This is a genomic window from Pedobacter gandavensis, from assembly GCF_032678745.1.
Taxonomy (GTDB): Bacteria; Bacteroidota; Bacteroidia; order Sphingobacteriales; family Sphingobacteriaceae; genus Pedobacter; species Pedobacter gandavensis_C.
Window position 1 is genome coordinate 166,724 of sequence record NZ_JAVTST010000006.1, and the last position, 18,621, is coordinate 185,344.

Sequence of the window (18,621 nt, forward strand, 5' to 3'; positions counted from 1 at the left end):
TTAAAATTTCAAACTTAAACCCACAAGGAATGTCCGCTGACTTGGATAAGCACCATCATCCACTCCAAAAGCAGTTTGGTTATCCGTTTCACTGGAAGTTCCGATTTCAGGATCTATCCCTGAATACTTAGTGATGGTGAATAGATTGGCGGCAGAAAGGTATACCCTTAACCTACCCACACCAAATTTCTGCAAAGTCTTAGCTGGCAGTGTATAGCCAATCTGGATGTTTTTTAGTCGGAGGTAAGAGCCATCTTCTACAAAATAAGAGTTAGGTACCCCATTTGTACTGAATGACTGTTCCTTTTCCTGAATTGGTGCCTTAGCATTTCTATTGTCAGGTGTCCAGGAATTGTAAAGTGCAGTATGACTTTTTGCTCCTCCAAAAGAAGAAGAGAAATCCGTCCACCATTTCACCTGATTCCAGATCGAGTTTCCTTGTACCCCATAGAAAAACATGCTCATATCGAAATCTTTATAGTTCATATTCAGGTTTAATCCATAGCTAAAATCAGGATTGGCATTACCCAGGAAAGTACGGTCATCGGCATTAATCAGGCCGTCACCGTTCACATCTTCGTATTTGAAACGACCGGGAGCCACGGCATTCTGAAACACCGCATTCGGGTTTGAAGTCTGATTCTGCACCTTTAAATTTGCGGCATCAATCTCTTCCTGCGACTGCCAGAAACCGGCTACTTTATATCCGAAAAACTCACTTACAGAATGTCCCACCTGGTTGCGAACAATATTGCTTCCATCAAAACGTCGGGCATCCACATCATAATAGTCTGCATCACCAGAAACCTTTTGAATCAGGTTATTGTAAGTGGTGATGGTAGCCGTTGCACTCAATTTAAAGTCTTTACCGATATTGGCACGTCCGGTAATGGCCAGGTCTAAACCTTCATTCTTCATTTTACCAATGTTCAGGAAAGGTGTACTTGAGGCTCCTTCTGTGGCGATCATCTCCGGGTTAAACAGTAAGTCGGTAATGTTTTTTCTATAGTAATCTGCAGAAAGCTCCAGCTTACCTTCAAACAAAGTAGCATCAATACCAATATTCGCATTGGTATTCTTTTCCCATTTCGCACCTGGATTTCCAGTTCTGTTTTTATAGAAACCTGCTACTACATTGTTTCCTCCGCCAATGGCATAATAAGAAGGGGCAATATCGCTGCTATAAGTATCAAATGAATTGCCTTCGGAAACATTCAACTGGTTGCCCATCACGCCCCATCCGCCTCTGATTTTCAAGTCAGAGATCCATTTCACATCCTTTAAAAAGGACTCCTGAGAAATCCTCCATCCCCCGCTTACTGCAGGGAACCAACCATATACATTTTCTAAAAACTTGGAAGAACCGTCTCTTCTCAGGGTACCGCCTATTAAATACTTATCATTAAAGCTATAATCTACGCGGCCAATTAAGGAGAACATGGCACTGGCAACACGCTCAGAATTGGTGTCTTTAGGTCCACTACCGGTGGTCAGGTTGGTATAGTCCGGATCAAAAGAAAAATACCCTCTGTTGCTGCCACTCATCGTGCTGTAGCGGTTGCGTAGGTATTCTGTACCGACCAAAGCTTTTAAACTATGTTGACCGAATTGCTTGTTAAAAGCCAGGGTATTTGTCCAGGTATAATCAAAACTCGCATAAGAAGATTCTGAATAAGAATTACTGGTATTGTTCTCTGCATTTTCATATTGTGGATACACAAACGCGCGACTATTTCCTGTGGAATTAGATCCTCCAAATGAACTTCTTAAAGTCAGTGATGCAGGAAGGTCCGCTTCAATAAACACGTTACCAAATAAGCGGTTGTCTATCGCTTTATTGTTCTTCGTTCTTTTGAGCATAGCTACCGGGTTATAGGCATCTCCAAGTTCACCGCCATAAGATCCTGCAAAATTCCCCATGATGTCGTATACCGGAATAATCGGTTGCTCTCTAAAAGCATGACCAATAGCATTATCACCACTTAAGCCCCCAATTTTAGGATTGCTACTGATGGAATAAGAAAGGTTCTCTCCTACCCTTACCCTTTTTCCGATGTTAAACTGCGTATTGGAACGCAAGGTATATCGCTCCAGATAAGTGTTCATCAGGGTTCCTTTCTGGTTAAAATAATTGGCAGAAAGCAAGTAATTTCCCTGATCTGTTCCACCACTAACGGAAATATTATGGCTGGTAATTGGCGCCGGACTAAAGATCTCCTCATACCAGTTAGTACCGGTTTTATTGGCCTTAGTGATCCGATAAAAAGCTTTGTATTCTGCATCAGAAGTAAAAAATGGCTTCACATTATAAAGGGCTGGATTTACAGAAGGGTCTCCTTCTTTTGCGCCTTTTGGCAGGATATAATCCGGCACTACATAGCTAGGGCCATCACCATACAAATCGTCTTTCAGGTCTGTTTCTCCGGAATTGATCAACATCTGACGTTTCAATATGGCCATTTCATTCGGGCTCAGGATGTCCCATACATTTCCTGTTTTTGGACGCTGGGTACCATAATAGGCATCATAGTTTACCTGTACTTTTCCTTTGCCTTTTTTGGTGGTGATCACAATCACGCCATTTGCCGCACGGGAACCATAGATAGAGGCTGCGCCGGCATCTTTCAATACCTGTACAGATTCAATATCATTAGGGTTTATATCGGAAACACTTTCTGTTGGCACCCCATCCACTACATACAAAGGGCTGTTGTTACCAAAGGTGTTGATCCCTCTGATTTTTACCTGAGGCTCATCTCCTGGTTGTCCGGAACCGAGTACAGTAACTCCGGAAGCCTGTCCTTGCAGTAGGTTATTTACTGAGGCTGCCGGTTGTTTTAGCATTTCAGAAACGTTTACCACAGAAACTGCCCCTGTCAGGTCTTTCTTCTTCTGGCTGGAATAACCTACCACCACCACCTCCCCTAAGGAAGTAGGTTCTTCAGTTAACTGGACGTTGAGCAGTGTTTTACCTGCGGCAGCTACTTCTTTGGTCATAAAACCGATATAAGTAAATACCAGGCTCACTTCTGCATTACTGGCACTAATGGCGTAATTACCATTGATATCGGTCATCGATCCAATGTTAGTCCCTTTTATTTTCACACTTACTCCGGGTAAGGTTTCTCCTTTTACAGAAGTAACCTGGCCTTTAATGGTGACTGCCGGTTTCTCTACACCGGCTTCAACCGCGGCAAGACTGCCTTTATCGTATAATAAAATATGTTGGTCTACTACCTTATAAGTGATGTTTAGTGGTCCCAGCGCCTCTGCGAGAATATCTCCCAATCGCTTATTGACAACATTTAAGGAAGTGATCCTTTCAGATTTGATCGCCGAAGGACTATAAATAAACTTCACGTTAGTCAGAGTTTGTATTTCCTTTAAGATCTGTTTGATTTTACCTTCGGTAATGTTTATGGAAATTTCTTTATTGAGTACACCCTGCGCCTCTGCGTTTTTCGCAAAAGTGCTACAGCTGAACAAGATGACAAGAAATATTTGGCTTACAGATATCCGCATTGCTGTTATTATTAAAGCAACAAATCGCTTTTTATTCATACCTTTAGAAGTTTTTGTTCGTTAATGTGAAAGTTTCGTTCAAAATCATTTTAACTGGCAATGTTCCGCAACATTGTCAGTTTTTTTTTGAGGTATTCCTAGTAAAAGTCTCTCTTTTTCATACGCATTTGGTTTAGTGTGGTTAGGTTTGGTTAATTACAAGCCCTGCATTATTGAAGGCTATTTTTTATTCTTAATGATGATGGTGGTTCCTGAAATCTCATAAGAAGCTTTTACTGCTGCACATAAAAAATCCAGTTTACTATATAAGTTCTGTTCCGTAAGGTCGCCGGTAAAAGTATCGTCCAGCAAGGATGGGTCTTCTATTATAAAATCTATCCCATACGTCTTTTTAAGTGTTGCAACCACCTCCGCAAGTGGTACATCATTAAAAGAGAACAGTTCTTTTTCTATGGTTTTATTCGTAGCAATCAATGGTTCAGGATTACTCACCAGACTTTGCTCGAAACTACGATCGCCTGCTTTAAAAACAGTCTTTTGATTTGGGGTTAAGATGACTTCTTTTGGATGCCCCAGAAGTTGGTCCACCAGGGCCAGTCTGCTGCAAATTGGAACTACAGCAACCTTTCCGGTTTTCACGGCTACTTCCGTCCCATTGCCATCCGCATTGGCAACGACCTGGAAGCTGGTTCCTAATACTTTAGTGACCACTTCTTTACTGTAGACCATAAAGGGTCTGGAAGCATCGGTTGTAATCTGGAAAAATCCAGTACCTTCCAATACCACTTCTCTTTTATCTTTCAAAAAATGAGTAGGATATTTTATACTGGCATTGGCTTCCAGCAAGACGTAACTACCATCTTCAAATACGACCTTTTTGGGTTTCGCATCCAGATTCAGCTGTTGCTGGATCTCATTTGATAGGTTTGCACTGATAAACTGTGGACTAGCCACCTGCTCTTTAAAGAAAAGGTAGCCCGTAATGAAGCAGAAACCTGTAATCGCAGCAGCAACAGCAGTCCAACGCCATACTTTGGGGCTATGAATTTTAGGCAATGGTTCTGGCGTTACCGAAATGTCCGTATGGATCCTGTCCCAGAGTTTCTGTTCAATGGTATTGATTTCCCTGGGATTAATTTCTTCCAGATCCTGTTTGTCCAACATACCATACCACTCTTCAACCACACGTTTTTCTTCCGCCGTACACTTTCCTTCCAGATACCGATCCAATAAAAGATGAAATGCTTCTCTACTCATTATTATAGCTTTTAAACTATATGTCAGTTAAAGAAGAGCGATCCCTAAAGAAAAATAAAATAATTATTTATGGCTATAGAAACAGCAAGATAAACAAGGGTAGGAAGAGGTAATCTTTCAAATGAAAGCGCATAGATTTCAGCGATTGCGTGATGTGGTATTCTACTGCTTTTTCAGAGATATTGAGTTCCCGGGAGATGTCTTTCACAGAATAATGCTCTATCCTGCTCAGTTTAAATACTTCTCCGGTTTTTTTTGGCAACCTGGCAATGCCTTCATTCAATGCCTGGGTCAATTCATTTAACATCAACAGATAATCAGTATTGTCTACCTGATCAATGTTATAAACTTTGAGGTGATCCTGATATTTTGTACGTACCAGCTGTGCTTTATAATGATTGATGATGCTGTACTTTAAACTTCCGAACAGGTAGTTCGAAATGGAGGAAATATCGACGCTTTCCCGCTTATTCCAAAGTGCAACAAATAGGTTTTGTGTAAGTTCTTCAGCCAGTTCTTTATGGTGTACCTTTTTAAAAGCAACCTGGAAAACACCTTTCCAATAGCGGCTATAGATCTCTTTGAACGCAGATTCGCTGCCGTGCTTAAAAAGAACGATCAGCTCATCATCGGTCAGAATTGAGAGATTCATATGGTCGGCAAGATAGGTTAGTTAGGATCTGGTTATAACAAACTTAACAATTAAAACCGAAGGTTGATCACAATTTCTTTACAAAGAATCAGCAAATGACTCAGCAGGATTAACAATTCCTGCTGAGTATTTTACGATCAAATGATCGGTTTTCCCTTAAAAGGGTAGCGAAACATGAACCATCATTCTGTTCCCTGCTTTCGCCCTTCCAGCAGCCAGGTCTTGCGACCTTACATTCTGGTAATTTGCCCCCAATGTTAGGCCTTTCAGTGCCACTTCCATCCCTACAACCGCAGATAAAGAGTAACCTCCAGACACCTGTACCTCATACTTGTTGTTTTCCACATCCTTTTGGGCAGTTTCATAAAGGACTCCGGCATTTGGTGCAATGGTCATCTTTTCGGCCAGCCTAACCTTATAATAGGCCAATAAATTAGCCGTCAATTTATTACCATAACGGTATTCGTATTTGTTTTCCGTGTTCAATTTGTAATTGACATTGGCATTTAACCCCAGGTCATTGTAGCGGATGTCGTAAGCAGCATTGATGGTAAAATCTGTACTTGCTGTTCCCAGTTGAAAATTGTTAGGCGATTCGCTGACTGCCAGGCGCTCCGTCGGCTCATACTTTCCGGTTGGCACTTTTATACCGCCACCAATCCAGATCGACTGCACCAACAGACGGTCTCCAAGCGTTCCGGTCTGGTCCAGTAATTTGTAGTATCCCATCAAAGCGATATCCCCTAAACCTGTTTTAGTGCCGTTTCCAGTCTGACTTACCCGATCGTTGAAATTGTATGGAAGGAAAGCCAGCACCCTGAATTTGGTACCGAAATTCCAGCCTCCCCAAAGTTCCATGCTCTGGTAAGTTTCATCGGCTGTAATTGGCGTTCTTTCTCCCATTGGCCCAAGGTGAGTTTGCAAGGATTTATGCTGGTACCTTAAACCGATGAAGCGCTTGTTATATTCCGGTAAAATCCCCAGGTAATAACTTCCTACCCCACAACCACAAATGTCACAAGCCTTAGTCGCAGTCAGCACAAAAAGCATCAATACGCTAACCAATATTATTTTTTTTCTCATTTCTATCTCTATTATTGTTCTGAAAAGCGCTTATCATTGATAAATACTTCATCATTGAGCGTTCCTAAAAACGCAGTTAATTTTACTTTGTCTGTTGCGCTGAGTTCGATGCCCAATCTCCCATTTTTACGGAGTAAAGGATCCAGATTCGGAGTATCCCTAACTTCAGAATTGTAATGTTCCAGCATTCCCCCCAGCGACAAGAAACGGCCATCATGCGTATAAGGAGCCGTATATTTCAGGTTCCTTAAAGAAGGTACTTTGAACTTATAACGATCAGTTTCAATCAGCGTAACCGCATATAAACCCTGGTCATTTACAGCAGTTGTTCCCAGTCCGTTGTTTCGGAAAGAGCCGTCAGTAAACAAGGGTTCAGAATGACAGGAAGCACATTTCTCTTTGAACAACACAAAGCCCTCCTGCTCCTCAGCAGTAAACACGGCGCCTTCTTTACGCATCACCTGATCATATTTCGAATTACTACTTACACACATCAGCATAAACTGAGATAGTGCTTTCATAAATCTGGCAGTAGTTACCTCTTCGGTCCCAAAAGCCTGCTTAAACATGGCTGTGTATTTAGGCACCGCTCTGATTTTATTCAATACATTTTCCAGGTTTTCATCCATTTCCTCATGTGTGGTAATTGGTGTAATTGGCTGAAGATCGAGGTCGTACACCCCTCCACCCCACATAAAGGCTTTACTCCAGGCTAGGTTCATAATTGGCGGAGAATTTCTGGTGCCCAAACGGTCATCAATCCCATGGCTCACGTCATGCCCATGCTGCGTAAATGCAGAAGATTGAATGTGGCAGGAACCACAGGTAATCGTATTGTTTCGGGACAGTCTAGGCTCATAAAACAAGGCTCTTCCCAGCTCAAAACCTTCCTTTGTAACCGGATTATTGGCGAACTTGTACACCGGTTCCGGAAAATTTGATGGTTTTTCAAAGCCCAGAAACTTTTCTATTACTTCTTTAATGGGATGGTCTTTCTTACAAGCCAGGATAAACAAGCCGAAAACCAGTAAAACCATCCAATGTTTCTTCTTCATCATGGATTAATTTTCTGTATGATCGTGCTTAAACATTTCTACGTAATTGCCGGCCACCGTGCTGCTAAAATCATTGAACATCACGTTTGGATGTGCCGCAATACTAAATGGCGTTTTCCCGTTAAACACTTTCATTAAATCCACAAAAAGATGCACATTGCTTTTTCTGTCTTTTCTTACTTTCGCAATTCCTGCCCCATTTAAATCCATCGTGATCACTTTGATGTTATTGATGGTAGGCACAGAATATCCGCCGAAGAATCCAATATGGTATTTGAATTGCTTTTTACCGGTAGGATCTCCCTTGGCATCATCAGAAATCACCTTAGAATTTCCTTCATATTTAAAGAAAATATAGCCGTTATTCCAGCCCCAGTACATCCCTCCGTTTTCATGATCGCCACCCGCAGCCGGGTCCAGCACACCTGTACGCTTATCTATCGGCATCGTACTGCGCAAACTATCCACCCCCAGGGTAAAAGTAAGCTTGGTATAATCTCCTTCAGGCACCCTTACTTTCGCAAAGCGCGAGGCTTTATCTGCCCCTTTAATTAAAAAATAACTGCTGTCTGGGTTTACAGTATAGCTTTTTCCTGCTGCAGTTTCTACCTTGATATTGCTGATAAAATACTGTAAAAAGGAAATGGTAAACTCTTCTCCAGCGGCATTTTTATATGGACTTCCGGTGTTATTTAAGGTAAAAGTCCTATCCCCTACAATGTTGTCGAACTCGATAGACAATGGTGCCAGGTTTGTTTCCTGAAACTCAGGTGTAGGGCTGTCTTTCTTAGTGCATCCAGCAAAGCTGATGCTCAAGGCAGAAAGTATGGTGGCTATAATTTTAGTTGTGTTTTTCATTTTGATATTAATTAGTTGCACTGTGTTTTTTATTGGTAATAAATTCATGATCGCTAAGGGTATTTAAAAACGCGATAATGGCTTTTCGTTCATCCTTAGACATCGGAATTCCAGGTTTCCCCTGGTTCTGAAACAAGCTGACATCAGTAGTTAAAGATATCTTGATATCATTCTGATAATGGTCCAGAACCTCATCCAGTGTCTTAAACCTGCCGTCATGCATATATGGAGCGGTTAGCATCACATTTCTTAAAGAAGGTGTTTTAAACTTACCCAGGTCTGCTGGGTTAAAACTCACCCTGAAATGCCCTTGATATATGCCCTCGTTTTCCGCCGAAAACTGATCATCAAGACCATTATTATGGAAGCTTTGATCGGTAAATAGCGCTCCGCTATGGCAATTGCTACATTTCTCCCTCAGCAGTTTCATGCCCTGCAGCTCTTCAGCATTCAGGGAGCCTGGTGTTTCCTGACGGATGTACCGGTCGTAGGCAGAATTACCGGAGATCAGACTTCGTTGAAATTGCGCCAATGCTTTCACTACATCAGCCGACCTGATCTCGGCATTAAATACCTGTTTAAATTGCTTCACATAATCTGGTATGGCCTTTAACTCGGCTTCCAGTTCATAAAGATCCTGATGCATTTCCTCTTCGCTGGTTAATGGTCCAAAAGCCTGAGATTCCAGGTTTTTAGCACCCCCATCCCAGAACAAACCCTGATCTGCCCATGCCAGGTTAAACAAAACCGGGGCATGTCTATTCAATGCTTTCCCCGAAAAACCCTGATTGCTCAAAGCGAGTCCATCCGAGAACGCCAAATCCTGGCGGTGACAAGAGGCGCAGGAAATCCGGTTGTTGCCAGACAATCGAACATCGTAAAACAACTGTCTGCCCAGTTCAATCCCTTCTGCGCTTAGGCGGTTATCAGGTTGTTCTACCGGCGCTGGAAAATTTGCCGGGACTAACAATTCCACAGGATGTAAGCCATCATTACTACTCAGTTCCGGCAATCCTTCTTTTTTACAGGAAATCAGTAGCGGCACTGCGAACAGTAGCAAGTAAAATAGCCGAAATCGGGGAGCCATTACAGCAACAGTTTTCGAATCAACACCAGAAAGAGGAAATGCAGGATTAGGCCACATGATCTTTTAGTTCACAGCTTTTACGGTAAACACTTTTGTACTGTAATTGCCCGCAACCGCAGCCATGGTGCTTGCCTGTGCAGCTCCTACCACAGGGGTAGTCATCAGGTCAACTCCTTCCAATGCCTTCGCCAGGTCAACATTTAATACAATTCCGGAAGTACTTGTTGGGCTCACTTTTAAAGGTTGCGGCAAGTCCAGTACTACTGTTTTGTAGTTTGCATTCAGGCCGGTTTCGATCTTTAAGTTTTTCGAATTTGTCCCATCAGTTACTTTACCTGTTGCAGAAGTAAAAATATAGCTGGTGAGCCACATCCAGGAAACATTGGTCATCCCGTTTAAAGGAGAAAGTTCTCCTGACAATAAGCTCAGGTTATCATTATACTTAGGGTCTACTCCGACAGAGAATTTCAGCGTTTTATAATCACCTGCTTTCAGGTCTTTCAATACTACTTCTTCTCTTTTTGTTGCCGGATAAACGGTGGTAGGAAGGTCGTTATTTACACCGCTAAGGCTTATCGTACCTGTTTCTTCCAGCAAATAGTAGGAAGCAGGTACTTTGAACTCTTCGCCATTGGTATTCACCAATACCACATTACTGATCCAGTACCTGAATTTATTGAAGTTGAAGGTTTTTCCTTCCGCCGTAAAATCGGTGTTCAAGGCAAAATCCTGGTTACCAAACCTGGCATCGAAAGTGAGGCTTGTTTTTCCATTACCTTCTACAGCATTAATTGGGTCTTTATCTTTTGAACAAGCGGTAAACAGCAAAGCTGATAAGGAAATAATCGTAAGTATTCTTTTCATTTTATTTGAAATAGTGATGCCATAACCCTTCCGATACGCCGGAAAAGAGGCATTTTAATAATTAATAGAGAATGGTAAAGGAATAGCCGGTTAGCCCTGGCTATTTTTAGGAAAAAAGGAAAGGAATACTGGGTGGCGGATGGGGAATCTCGCTATTGTTTTCCGGGAGATCAAAAGAAATCTCTCCGGGAAAGTCGGGCATTGTAAACAGCAGGGGAAGAATTAGTAAGGCCGTTGACCTCACAAAGAAAACATCGCCAGCATTTTTCTTAAGTGCATCTCTTTCCTGTTTCTTTTCTTTATCTTCTGCCTGCTGCAGCTTTTTCATCAGGTAGCATTTACCATTGCAATTCATTTCCGGTTTGTCTTTGTTTTCACAAAGAACGCTGGCTATGTATTGCTGATTCAGCTCAAAACCCGCATACACGAAAACCTTACTGAACTGTGCCAGTAGCAAGGTGATCAATAAAATGACTGCGGTAAAGCGTTTGAACATGAGCCTATTTTTTATATTCATTTAACAGGATGTCCATATCGGACATCAATTGTTGAACATCCGCGTCCAGCGTGCCGTCATAAGCACCTCTGATGCGTTTCTCTTTGTCTACCAATACCAGGTATCCCTGATGGATAAATCCGCCGGGTGCATTTTTATCTTCTTGTGCAGAAACCAGGTAGTTGCGTTCTGCAAGGGCATAAATCTCATCCCTGCTTCCCCATAAATACTCCCATTGCGTCCCTTTAACGCCTAGTTTTTCGGCATAAGCTTTCATCCTGGAAGGCGTATCATATTTCACATCAATGGTATGGGAGGCCAGTTTCACAGTTGGATTGCCTTTATACTTCTCATACACCTTCATCAAATTCCGGTGCATGGTTGGACAAATCGTCGGACAGGAAGTGAAAAAGAAATCAGCCACATAGATCGTCCCATCGAAGTCTTTCTCTGTAACCACTGTACTATCCTGATTAAAGAGTTTAAAGGCTGGAATCGTCCTAAAAACACTATCTATAACCTTCTTACCATCTACTACCCTTTCAGTTTGCTCCAATTGCAGGAAAGGCAGCCGCTTTGGCTTTTCCTTACAACTCAAAAGAAACAACATAGAGAGTATGAGGCCAGTTAAAAATAACCTCATTACTTCTTGAATTTAAGGAAATAGTCTGCTGATGATTTGATCTCTTTTTTATAGAGACTGTCGACTGCCACAATCTTTGCTTTTTCGTCCTGGAAATACTTGATGGCTTCTTCATTTGATTTACCACTGATGTCTGGTTCAAATTTATGCATCCAATCGTTCATGCTGTCTTCCGCCTTGGTCAGCGACTTCAAAAGAGTTTGGATATTTTCCTTTTCTTTTAAGGTATCAATTTCAGGAAACCTGGTCTTCAAAGCTGCCATTTGCTGCTGGAGGGTATCCAGTTTCATTTGATAATTTACAATGGTACTATGGTCGCCCATTACCACATCATGAAACTTCATGACTTCATCGCGTTCTTTCTTATAACTTCCAGCTTGTGTGCAAGCCATAGCGGTTACCGCCAGTAGCATTGCGCCAACTAATTTCTTCATCTTATTCTTATTAATACCGGTATACAGGTCCTCATTTCTTAAAATTCAACATCGATTTCATAGGCATACCTATTCCTTCAAGCTGAAAAGAAATTTGACCAAATTATTATTGCGCAAAAAACAAGTATTTGTTTTTTATCCTATAATTCTGAATTAACCGATAAATTGAGGAGGGTGAAAAATGGAGTTACGAATCGCCTGTGGCATTCCGGTAGAAAAGGGAACGTGGCGTGTAATTTCTGCAAAAGGATATTGATTGAACACCAATGGCGTTACCACTAATGCATCTTGAATTTGTGTTTTCTGTGCTTGTCTTTCCTGCTTCTGTTCTTTGTCTTGTGCCTGTTTTAACTTTTTCATTAAGTAGCACTTCCCATTACATTGCAATTGGGGTTTGGCTTTATTGACACAGAGTTCAGCAGCGATATAGCGTTGATTCATTTCAAAACCAGCAAATACAAAAGCATTGGCAAAGTTTAGGGTAAGTAAACTGAACAAAAGCAATATGGCTGTTGGTTTGATAAACATCTGGCGCAAAGATAAGGAACAAATCCGGGGATTTAACCAAGAAAACCATAAAAAAAGCAGACCGGAGCCTGCTTTTCATTTGATTATTTTAATATTTTAATCGGTTTCTTGTGTTCATCGATGGCTACAAATGAAAATTCTCCGGTTACCGCTTTTTCACGGTCTTCGGAGTACATTTGCTCCACATATATTTCGACTCTCACTTTCAAACTTGTATTTCCGATATGTGTTACAGTACCGATAAGCTCAACAATGGTTCCGGCAGGAATAGGCCTCTTAAAGTCAATCCTGTCGCTGCTTACGGTGACCATAATTTGTCTGCTGAAACGTGTGGCAGTGATAAAAGCCACTTCGTCCATCATGTGCATGGCTGTTCCGCCAAATAAGGTGTCGTAGTGGTTGGTTGTATTAGGAAACACCGCTTTAAAAATACGTGTCTCCGAAGCCTTAATTCTGTCTTCTACTGTAATGCTATCTTCTACTATCATTATTTTTTCTTTAATCGTTTCCCTTCCAGGGAAATGCTATTTCCCTCTCAGTTTGCCCCATTTTAAATAGGTAGCACCCCATGAGAATCCAGCGCCAAATGCGGTTAACAATAGTTTATCGCCGTATTTGAAATCATCTTTGAAATCCCATAAAACCAATGGAATAGTTGCAGCAGTGGTATTTCCGTAACGCTCGATATTCACTTTTACCTGCGATTCTGTTAAACCCAGTTGTTCTCCAACGGCCTGGATGATTCTTAAATTAGCCTGGTGAGGAATCAGATAGTTGATTTGTTTGATGTCCAGATCATTTGCTCTTAAGATTTCTCTGCAAGTATCTGTCATGCCCTGAATTGCGGCTTTAAACACTACACGTCCATCCTGGCGCACATAATGTAATTTCTGATCTAAAGTTTCCTGAGATGCTGGGTGTTTAGAACCACCGGCAGTTACAATAAGGTTTTCCTTACCACTTCCATCCGTTCTGAAATAGCTGTCAATTAATCCAACTTCTTCTTCTGTCTGTTCTAATAAAACTGCTCCGGCACCATCACCAAAAAGAATGCAGGTATTGCGGTCTTTATAGTTAATGATCGAACTGTTTTTATCTGCACCAATCACCACTACACGTTTGCAACGACCACTTTCGATCATACTTGCCCCTAAAGTCAATGCATAAAGGAAACCACTACAAGCGGCATTGGTATCGATACCCCAGGCATTTTTCAAGCCTGCTTTTTCGCACACCATACTTCCTGTAGAAACCATCACGTAATCTGGAGTAGACGTAGATACAATCACACAGTCGATATCATCCGGATTTACATTCCCATCTTCCATTAACCTCAACAAGGCTATCGTAGCCATATCCGAAGTTGCTACATTCGCATCATTTACTATTCTTCGCTCCCTGATCCCGGTTCTGGATACGATCCACTCTTCGTTGGTATCTACCATTGTTTCCAGATCATGGTTGCTCAAAACAGTTTCCGGAACATAACCACCAACTCCGGTTATCACCGCATTTTTACGTATTCTCATTCTGTGTGCTGTATCTATTGAAACAGGCAAGCATGCCACTTGCCTGTTATATTTTTTTTACAAAGTTACAGCTTCTTCAACATATTCCCGCAGTACTTTTGCTGCAGCGACCATTTCTATTAGTGCTTTTTTTGTTTCCTCCCAATGTCTGGTCTTCAAACCGCAATCCGGATTCACCCAAAGTTGGGCTGCAGGGATCACTGCGCGAGCTTTTTCCAGTAGGAAAACCATCTCTTCTTTTGAAGGAACTCTTGGCGAATGAATGTCGTAAACCCCTGGCCCTATTTCATTTGGGTATTTAAAATCGGCAAAGGCATCCAATAATTCCATCTGAGAACGCGAGCATTCAATGGTAATCACATCCGCATCCATATCGGCAATATTTTGAATGATGTCATTAAATTCAGAATAACACATATGGGTGTGAATTTGTGTCTCATTTTCTACTCCACTGGCAGAAATACGGAATGCACGGACCGCCCATTGCAAATAATCTTGCCAATCTGCCTTCCGAAGCGGCAATCCTTCGCGAATTGCAGGCTCATCAATCTGTATAATTTTTATACCTGCCTGCTCTAAATCTACCACCTCATCTCTGATGGCCAGGGCAATTTGCGTACAGGTTTCTGAGCGTGGCTGATCATTTCTAACAAAAGACCATTGTAAAATGGTGACCGGACCAGTCAACATTCCTTTTACCCATTTCTCAGTCAGCGATTGCGCATAAGCCGACCATTTAACGGTCATCGGTTCCGGGCGGTGTACATCACCATAAATGATCGGTGGTTTCACGCATCTGCTGCCATAACTTTGCACCCAACCGTTTTTGCTGAAAGTAAATCCTGCCAGTTGCTCGCCAAAGTACTCCACCATGTCATTGCGTTCAAATTCACCATGTACCAACACATCTATCCCGGTTTTTTCCTGGAATAAAATGGTTTCTTTGGTTTCTTCAGCAATCAGATCATCGTATTCTTTCTGACTCAAAAGCCCCTTTTTATACTTCGCTCTCCAGCTTCTCACCTCTGGTGTTTGTGGGAAGGAACCAATCGTGGTAGTTGGGAAATTCGGCAATTTCAAAGCTGCCTTTTGTGCCACACTCCTTAGTGCATAAGGCTCGGATCGGTGTTCGTCTTTTTCCTTAATCCCTGCTACGCGTTGTTTTACCGCAGTATTATGGATTAAAGTAGAAGTTTTACGGTTTTCATGTGCATGGATATTGCTTTCCAGTTTAGGCAATGCCGATGGATCATTTTCAGCCAGTTGTTTCAGCGTGACGATCTCCTCAACTTTCTGTTTCGCAAATGATAACCATTGCTTGATTTCAGGTGTTAAAACCGCATCATTGGTTTCCAGATCCAGGTCGCATGGCGAATGGATTAAAGAACAGGATGGACTAATGATCAACCTGTTGGCACCCAATTTTTCTTTTGCAAGATCGATCAGTTTTAAAGATGCAGAGAAATCATTCTTCCAGATGTTACGGCCGTCCACCAATCCTAAGGATAATTTTAACTGAGCAGGAATCGAAGCTAAAACAGTTTCCAATTGCTCCGGATTTCTAACCAGATCAATGTGTAAGGCATGCACAGGTAGCGATAGGGCCAGTTCAGTATTGTCTTTTAAAGCTTCAAAGTAAGTAGTCAGTAAGGTTTTTAGTTTAGGGAATTGCTTCTTTATCTCTGCATACACATATTTAAAGGCGGCTTTGTCCTTTTCTGTCAAGTCTAAAGAAAGGAAAGGTTCATCGAATTGTACCCATTCTACCTGTTGCTCTTCCAGCTTTTTAAGGAGGTCGATGTATACCGGTAATAAGTTTTTAATCAGGTCGATTCTTTCAAAACCACTCTCTTTTTCTTTTCCAAGCAATAGATACGTAACCGGACCTATGATCACGGGCTTGGTTTTGATGCCTAGTCTTTTACTCTCATTGTATTCATCTAATAATTTTGTAGAGAATAATTTAAACTGCTGGTCTTTCGTGAATTCTGGAACGATATAATGGTAATTGGTATCAAACCATTTGGTCATTTCCATGGCTGTAATGTCCAATCCGTCTTTCTGATAGCCTCTGGCCATAGCGAAATACAAATCCAATTCTGAGTTCCCAGCATTGAGGATCACCTCATGGTAACGCTTAGGAATCGCTCCTACGGTTAGCGACAGGTCTAATACCTGGTCGTAAAATGAAAAATCATTAGAAGGAATCAAGTCAATTCCTTTTTCTTTTTGCAGTTCCCAGTTCTGCTGGCGGATGTCTTTTCCTACCTGTACGAGATTTTGAAGCGTACTCTTCCCTGCCCAAAATTGCTCACAGGCTTTTTTGAGTTCTCTGTTACTACCAATTCGCGGGTAGCCTAGATTGTTTGTTAGCATTGTCTTGCTTTTTAATTGATGAAAATGATCAGTTAAAAGTTCTTTGCTGAAATCGCAATGCTGACGAAAGGAAGAAATATGGAAAAACAAATGTATAGGCAGGCGCATGCCAATAAGGGCATATATGCGTGTATACATCTACCTGACCCATGCTTCATCTCGCGAAAGCATTGTCAATTCGGTAAAGGCAGGTCTCCTGACTTGTAACATTTTCACCCTCCTTCCCATTCCATAAAGGAACAGTGGATGTATATTGGGTAAAAACCTTTTTGTGTTACTTACAGTTGCGCGACAGCTCGTGATTTGCACACGATTCCCTATTAATCTACAGCTAAGTAAAACCTCTTCCGGTTGATGATGAAATATATGAAAGAACTTATTGAAGCAAATGTAACGAAAAATCTTTCTCCTGGTATATGTTAAAGGGCAATAGGCAATGAAAAACAGAATTTACTGCCTTCACCTAAGGCGCTTTCCACCCAAATCTTCCCACTTTCGGCTTCAATAAAATCTTTGGAAATCGCTAATCCTAAACCAGATCCCGATTTATTATTGCCATCTGTAGGCACTTGAAAATATTTATCAAACAATCTCTTTTGGTAGACTTCTTCGATCCCTTTTCCGAAATCACGCACAGAAAACTCGATATGATCAGCGTTTTCAATTACCTGAATCACAACCTTAGATTTTTCAGAACTGTAGCGGAGTGCATTAGAAAGAAAATTAACCAATACCCAGGCTGTTTTCTCTACATCTACATAGATTTTAGGCAGGTTATTCCTGCTAATCAATTCCAATTCAATTGATTTTTGTTCTGCCTGAAAACGCACCGAATCCATCGCATAAATGGCAATCTTTCGGGGGTCGGATTTCACAAAATTCAACTGTAAATTTCCGGTTTCTACTTGTGCCAGGTCCAGAAGTTCGGAGGTGATTTTCAACAAACGACCACAATCTTCTCTGATGTGTTGTACCAACTCTTTCTGCTCTGTATTCATCAGCCCTACCCGCTCGTCGTCCATCAGTTTTAAACTCATTTTGATGGAAGATATCGGCGTTTTCAGCTCATGAGAAACGGTAGCAATGAAATTGGTCTTTGCTTCATCCAGTTCCTTAAATTGCGTAATGTTCTTCAAAATATAGACTTCACCGGCTGCTTTCGCGGTTTGTGACATGGCTACATCTGCTTCCGCATCATAGCTTGGCACCGTAATTTCTCTTTTCTCCAATTGAAAATAAGACTCTTTCTGATCGGCATAAATCTTCATCGCTTTTTCCGAAGGTTTATCCTGAATAATGCGTTGGAGCAGGTCATTTCTTTTCATTAATTCCGCTACATTCTTACCGATCACTTCCTGTCCGTTCAGGTTTAAAAGCTCCGCTGCTACTTTATTAAAAAAGAGGATTTCTTTTTTCTCATTCAGACCGATAATTGCATCCTGCATTTGTTCAATAATCGCTTCGATTCTTAGCTTTTCCGATTGAATTTTGGAGAGGTTACTATTTTCCCATTTATTCAATTCCTGAGCCATAGTATTAAAGGAAAGGGCCAGCTCAGAAAACTCATCTGTACCTTTAAATTCCAGTCTTTGTTTGTAATTCTTGCGACTGATTTCCCGGATGGCTTCAGAGAATTCCCGTAATGGATTGGCCACAAAACCTGGGAAATTGACAATGAAAGAAAACAAGATCAGAAAACAAATAGAGGCTGCAAAGATCACATACATCGCTGCTTTTTCTATCGCCTTTTGGGCTGTATCATTTTTGCGTACAATGGCATCCATATTCAATTGATCAATCTTCCTTAATTCGGAACGAATGGCCCTCACCGCCTGATGCACCTCTGCTACTGTAGCTCCGGGTAGCAACATTGCTTCATAAGCTTTATGCAATGCAGAAACGGCTTCACCCTCCCCTTTCTCCGTCACATTTTTGCCCTCCATTGCCATAAAACGCTCAAATTGCGTTTTTGCAGAACCAGACAAAGGCAATGCCTGCTCATCCAAAACCGTACGCATACTGCTCGTATAGCTTAAAGTTTCATAATTATCTTTTAGAATTACCTTTGAACTCAGTGCAATCTGGTTCATGTAAAACAAAGATATTGCGCCAAAAAAGATCACCACAACGAATAGGAATCCGAATCCGAGGCGGAGTTTGGTTTTAATTTTCATGATTGTATTTTTTTATTTAGCATGACCTGCTGATTAATTGTCTTTGGGTATTATTTAGCGGCT

The 18,621-nt window shown here is 41.5% G+C and carries 16 protein-coding genes and 1 riboswitch; all 16 genes read right to left on the reverse strand.

Going from position 1 to position 18,621, the window contains the following annotated elements; translation table 11 throughout:
- Nucleotides 1–3,522: a TonB-dependent receptor gene (locus tag R2S10_RS18470; protein ID WP_316841891.1), complete on the reverse strand. Its 3,522-nt coding sequence runs from the start codon at nucleotides 3,520–3,522 to the stop codon at nucleotides 1–3.
- Between the two features lie 219 nt (nucleotides 3,523–3,741).
- Nucleotides 3,742–4,779 (reverse strand): FecR family protein, encoded by a 1,038-nt coding sequence (locus R2S10_RS18475; protein ID WP_316841892.1) that lies wholly within the window; start codon nucleotides 4,777–4,779, stop codon nucleotides 3,742–3,744.
- 73 nt (nucleotides 4,780–4,852) lie between these two features.
- The gene (locus tag R2S10_RS18480; protein ID WP_316841893.1) at nucleotides 4,853–5,431 is read right to left on the reverse strand and encodes an RNA polymerase sigma-70 factor; all 579 of its coding nucleotides are present in this window, start codon (nucleotides 5,429–5,431) and stop codon (nucleotides 4,853–4,855) included.
- A gap of 156 nt (nucleotides 5,432–5,587) precedes the next feature.
- Nucleotides 5,588–6,514, reverse strand: a complete 927-nt coding sequence (locus tag R2S10_RS18485) for a transporter (protein ID WP_316841894.1) — start codon at nucleotides 6,512–6,514, stop codon at nucleotides 5,588–5,590.
- An 11-nt stretch (nucleotides 6,515–6,525) separates the two neighbouring features.
- Nucleotides 6,526–7,572, reverse strand: a complete 1,047-nt coding sequence (locus tag R2S10_RS18490; protein WP_316841895.1) for a cytochrome-c peroxidase — start codon at nucleotides 7,570–7,572, stop codon at nucleotides 6,526–6,528.
- Nucleotides 7,573–7,575: 3 nt separating this feature from the next.
- Nucleotides 7,576–8,427, reverse strand: a complete 852-nt coding sequence (locus R2S10_RS18495) for an MbnP family protein (RefSeq protein ID WP_316841896.1) — start codon at nucleotides 8,425–8,427, stop codon at nucleotides 7,576–7,578.
- A gap of 7 nt (nucleotides 8,428–8,434) precedes the next feature.
- Nucleotides 8,435–9,571, reverse strand: a complete 1,137-nt coding sequence (locus R2S10_RS18500) for a cytochrome-c peroxidase (RefSeq protein WP_316841897.1) — start codon at nucleotides 9,569–9,571, stop codon at nucleotides 8,435–8,437.
- Nucleotides 9,572–9,577: 6 nt separating this feature from the next.
- Nucleotides 9,578–10,378, reverse strand: a complete 801-nt coding sequence (locus R2S10_RS18505; RefSeq protein ID WP_316841898.1) for an MbnP family protein — start codon at nucleotides 10,376–10,378, stop codon at nucleotides 9,578–9,580.
- A 106-nt stretch (nucleotides 10,379–10,484) separates the two neighbouring features.
- A complete protein-coding gene (locus R2S10_RS18510; RefSeq protein ID WP_316841899.1) occupies nucleotides 10,485–10,874 on the reverse strand; it encodes a hypothetical protein in 390 nt (129 codons plus the stop codon).
- A 4-nt stretch (nucleotides 10,875–10,878) separates the two neighbouring features.
- Complete coding sequence (locus R2S10_RS18515) at nucleotides 10,879–11,517, reverse strand: SCO family protein (RefSeq protein ID WP_316841900.1); 639 nt, start codon at nucleotides 11,515–11,517, stop codon at nucleotides 10,879–10,881.
- The gene (locus R2S10_RS18520) at nucleotides 11,517–11,951 is read right to left on the reverse strand and encodes a hypothetical protein (protein WP_316841901.1); all 435 of its coding nucleotides are present in this window, start codon (nucleotides 11,949–11,951) and stop codon (nucleotides 11,517–11,519) included. Before R2S10_RS18520 ends, R2S10_RS18515 begins: the two co-directional genes overlap by 1 nt.
- Nucleotides 11,952–12,104: 153 nt before the next feature.
- Nucleotides 12,105–12,479 carry a hypothetical protein gene (locus tag R2S10_RS18525; protein WP_316841902.1) on the reverse strand — a complete coding sequence of 125 codons (375 nt, stop codon included), beginning with the start codon at nucleotides 12,477–12,479 and terminating at the stop codon, nucleotides 12,105–12,107.
- Between the two features lie 83 nt (nucleotides 12,480–12,562).
- A complete protein-coding gene (locus R2S10_RS18530) occupies nucleotides 12,563–12,967 on the reverse strand; it encodes an acyl-CoA thioesterase (protein ID WP_410479000.1) in 405 nt (134 codons plus the stop codon).
- 36 nt (nucleotides 12,968–13,003) lie between these two features.
- Nucleotides 13,004–14,008, reverse strand: a complete 1,005-nt coding sequence (locus R2S10_RS18535) for a beta-ketoacyl-ACP synthase III (protein WP_316841903.1) — start codon at nucleotides 14,006–14,008, stop codon at nucleotides 13,004–13,006.
- 57 nt (nucleotides 14,009–14,065) lie between these two features.
- Nucleotides 14,066–16,384 (reverse strand): 5-methyltetrahydropteroyltriglutamate--homocysteine S-methyltransferase, encoded by a 2,319-nt coding sequence (gene metE / locus R2S10_RS18540; protein ID WP_316841904.1) that lies wholly within the window; start codon nucleotides 16,382–16,384, stop codon nucleotides 14,066–14,068.
- A 168-nt stretch (nucleotides 16,385–16,552) separates the two neighbouring features.
- Nucleotides 16,553–16,745: riboswitch (cobalamin riboswitch) on the reverse strand.
- 58 nt (nucleotides 16,746–16,803) lie between these two features.
- A complete protein-coding gene (locus tag R2S10_RS18545; RefSeq protein WP_316841905.1) occupies nucleotides 16,804–18,558 on the reverse strand; it encodes an ATP-binding protein in 1,755 nt (584 codons plus the stop codon).
- Nucleotides 18,559–18,621: the final 63 nt, after the last annotated feature.

Excerpts from the sequence above, each read along its gene's own strand:
- R2S10_RS18525 (WP_316841902.1), bottom strand. The coding sequence starts at position 12,479 with ATGTTTATCAAACCAACAGCCATATTGCTTTTGTTCAGTTTACTTACC.
- R2S10_RS18470 (WP_316841891.1), bottom strand. The coding sequence starts at position 3,522 with ATGCGGATATCTGTAAGCCAAATATTTCTTGTCATCTTGTTCAGCTGT.
- R2S10_RS18480 (WP_316841893.1), bottom strand. The coding sequence starts at position 5,431 with ATGAATCTCTCAATTCTGACCGATGATGAGCTGATCGTTCTTTTTAAG.
- R2S10_RS18475 (WP_316841892.1), bottom strand. The coding sequence starts at position 4,779 with ATGAGTAGAGAAGCATTTCATCTTTTATTGGATCGGTATCTGGAAGGA.
- R2S10_RS18545 (WP_316841905.1), bottom strand. The coding sequence starts at position 18,558 with ATGAAAATTAAAACCAAACTCCGCCTCGGATTCGGATTCCTATTCGTT.
- R2S10_RS18520 (WP_316841901.1), bottom strand. The coding sequence starts at position 11,951 with ATGAAGAAATTAGTTGGCGCAATGCTACTGGCGGTAACCGCTATGGCT.
- R2S10_RS18510 (WP_316841899.1), bottom strand. The coding sequence starts at position 10,874 with ATGTTCAAACGCTTTACCGCAGTCATTTTATTGATCACCTTGCTACTG.
- R2S10_RS18490 (WP_316841895.1), bottom strand. The coding sequence starts at position 7,572 with ATGATGAAGAAGAAACATTGGATGGTTTTACTGGTTTTCGGCTTGTTT.
- R2S10_RS18505 (WP_316841898.1), bottom strand. The coding sequence starts at position 10,378 with ATGAAAAGAATACTTACGATTATTTCCTTATCAGCTTTGCTGTTTACC.
- R2S10_RS18495 (WP_316841896.1), bottom strand. The coding sequence starts at position 8,427 with ATGAAAAACACAACTAAAATTATAGCCACCATACTTTCTGCCTTGAGC.
- metE (WP_316841904.1), bottom strand. The coding sequence starts at position 16,384 with ATGCTAACAAACAATCTAGGCTACCCGCGAATTGGTAGTAACAGAGAA.
- R2S10_RS18515 (WP_316841900.1), bottom strand. The coding sequence starts at position 11,517 with ATGAGGTTATTTTTAACTGGCCTCATACTCTCTATGTTGTTTCTTTTG.
- R2S10_RS18500 (WP_316841897.1), bottom strand. The coding sequence starts at position 9,571 with ATGTGGCCTAATCCTGCATTTCCTCTTTCTGGTGTTGATTCGAAAACT.
- R2S10_RS18535 (WP_316841903.1), bottom strand. The coding sequence starts at position 14,008 with ATGAGAATACGTAAAAATGCGGTGATAACCGGAGTTGGTGGTTATGTT.
- R2S10_RS18485 (WP_316841894.1), bottom strand. The coding sequence starts at position 6,514 with ATGAGAAAAAAAATAATATTGGTTAGCGTATTGATGCTTTTTGTGCTG.
- R2S10_RS18530 (WP_410479000.1), bottom strand. The coding sequence starts at position 12,967 with ATGATAGTAGAAGATAGCATTACAGTAGAAGACAGAATTAAGGCTTCG.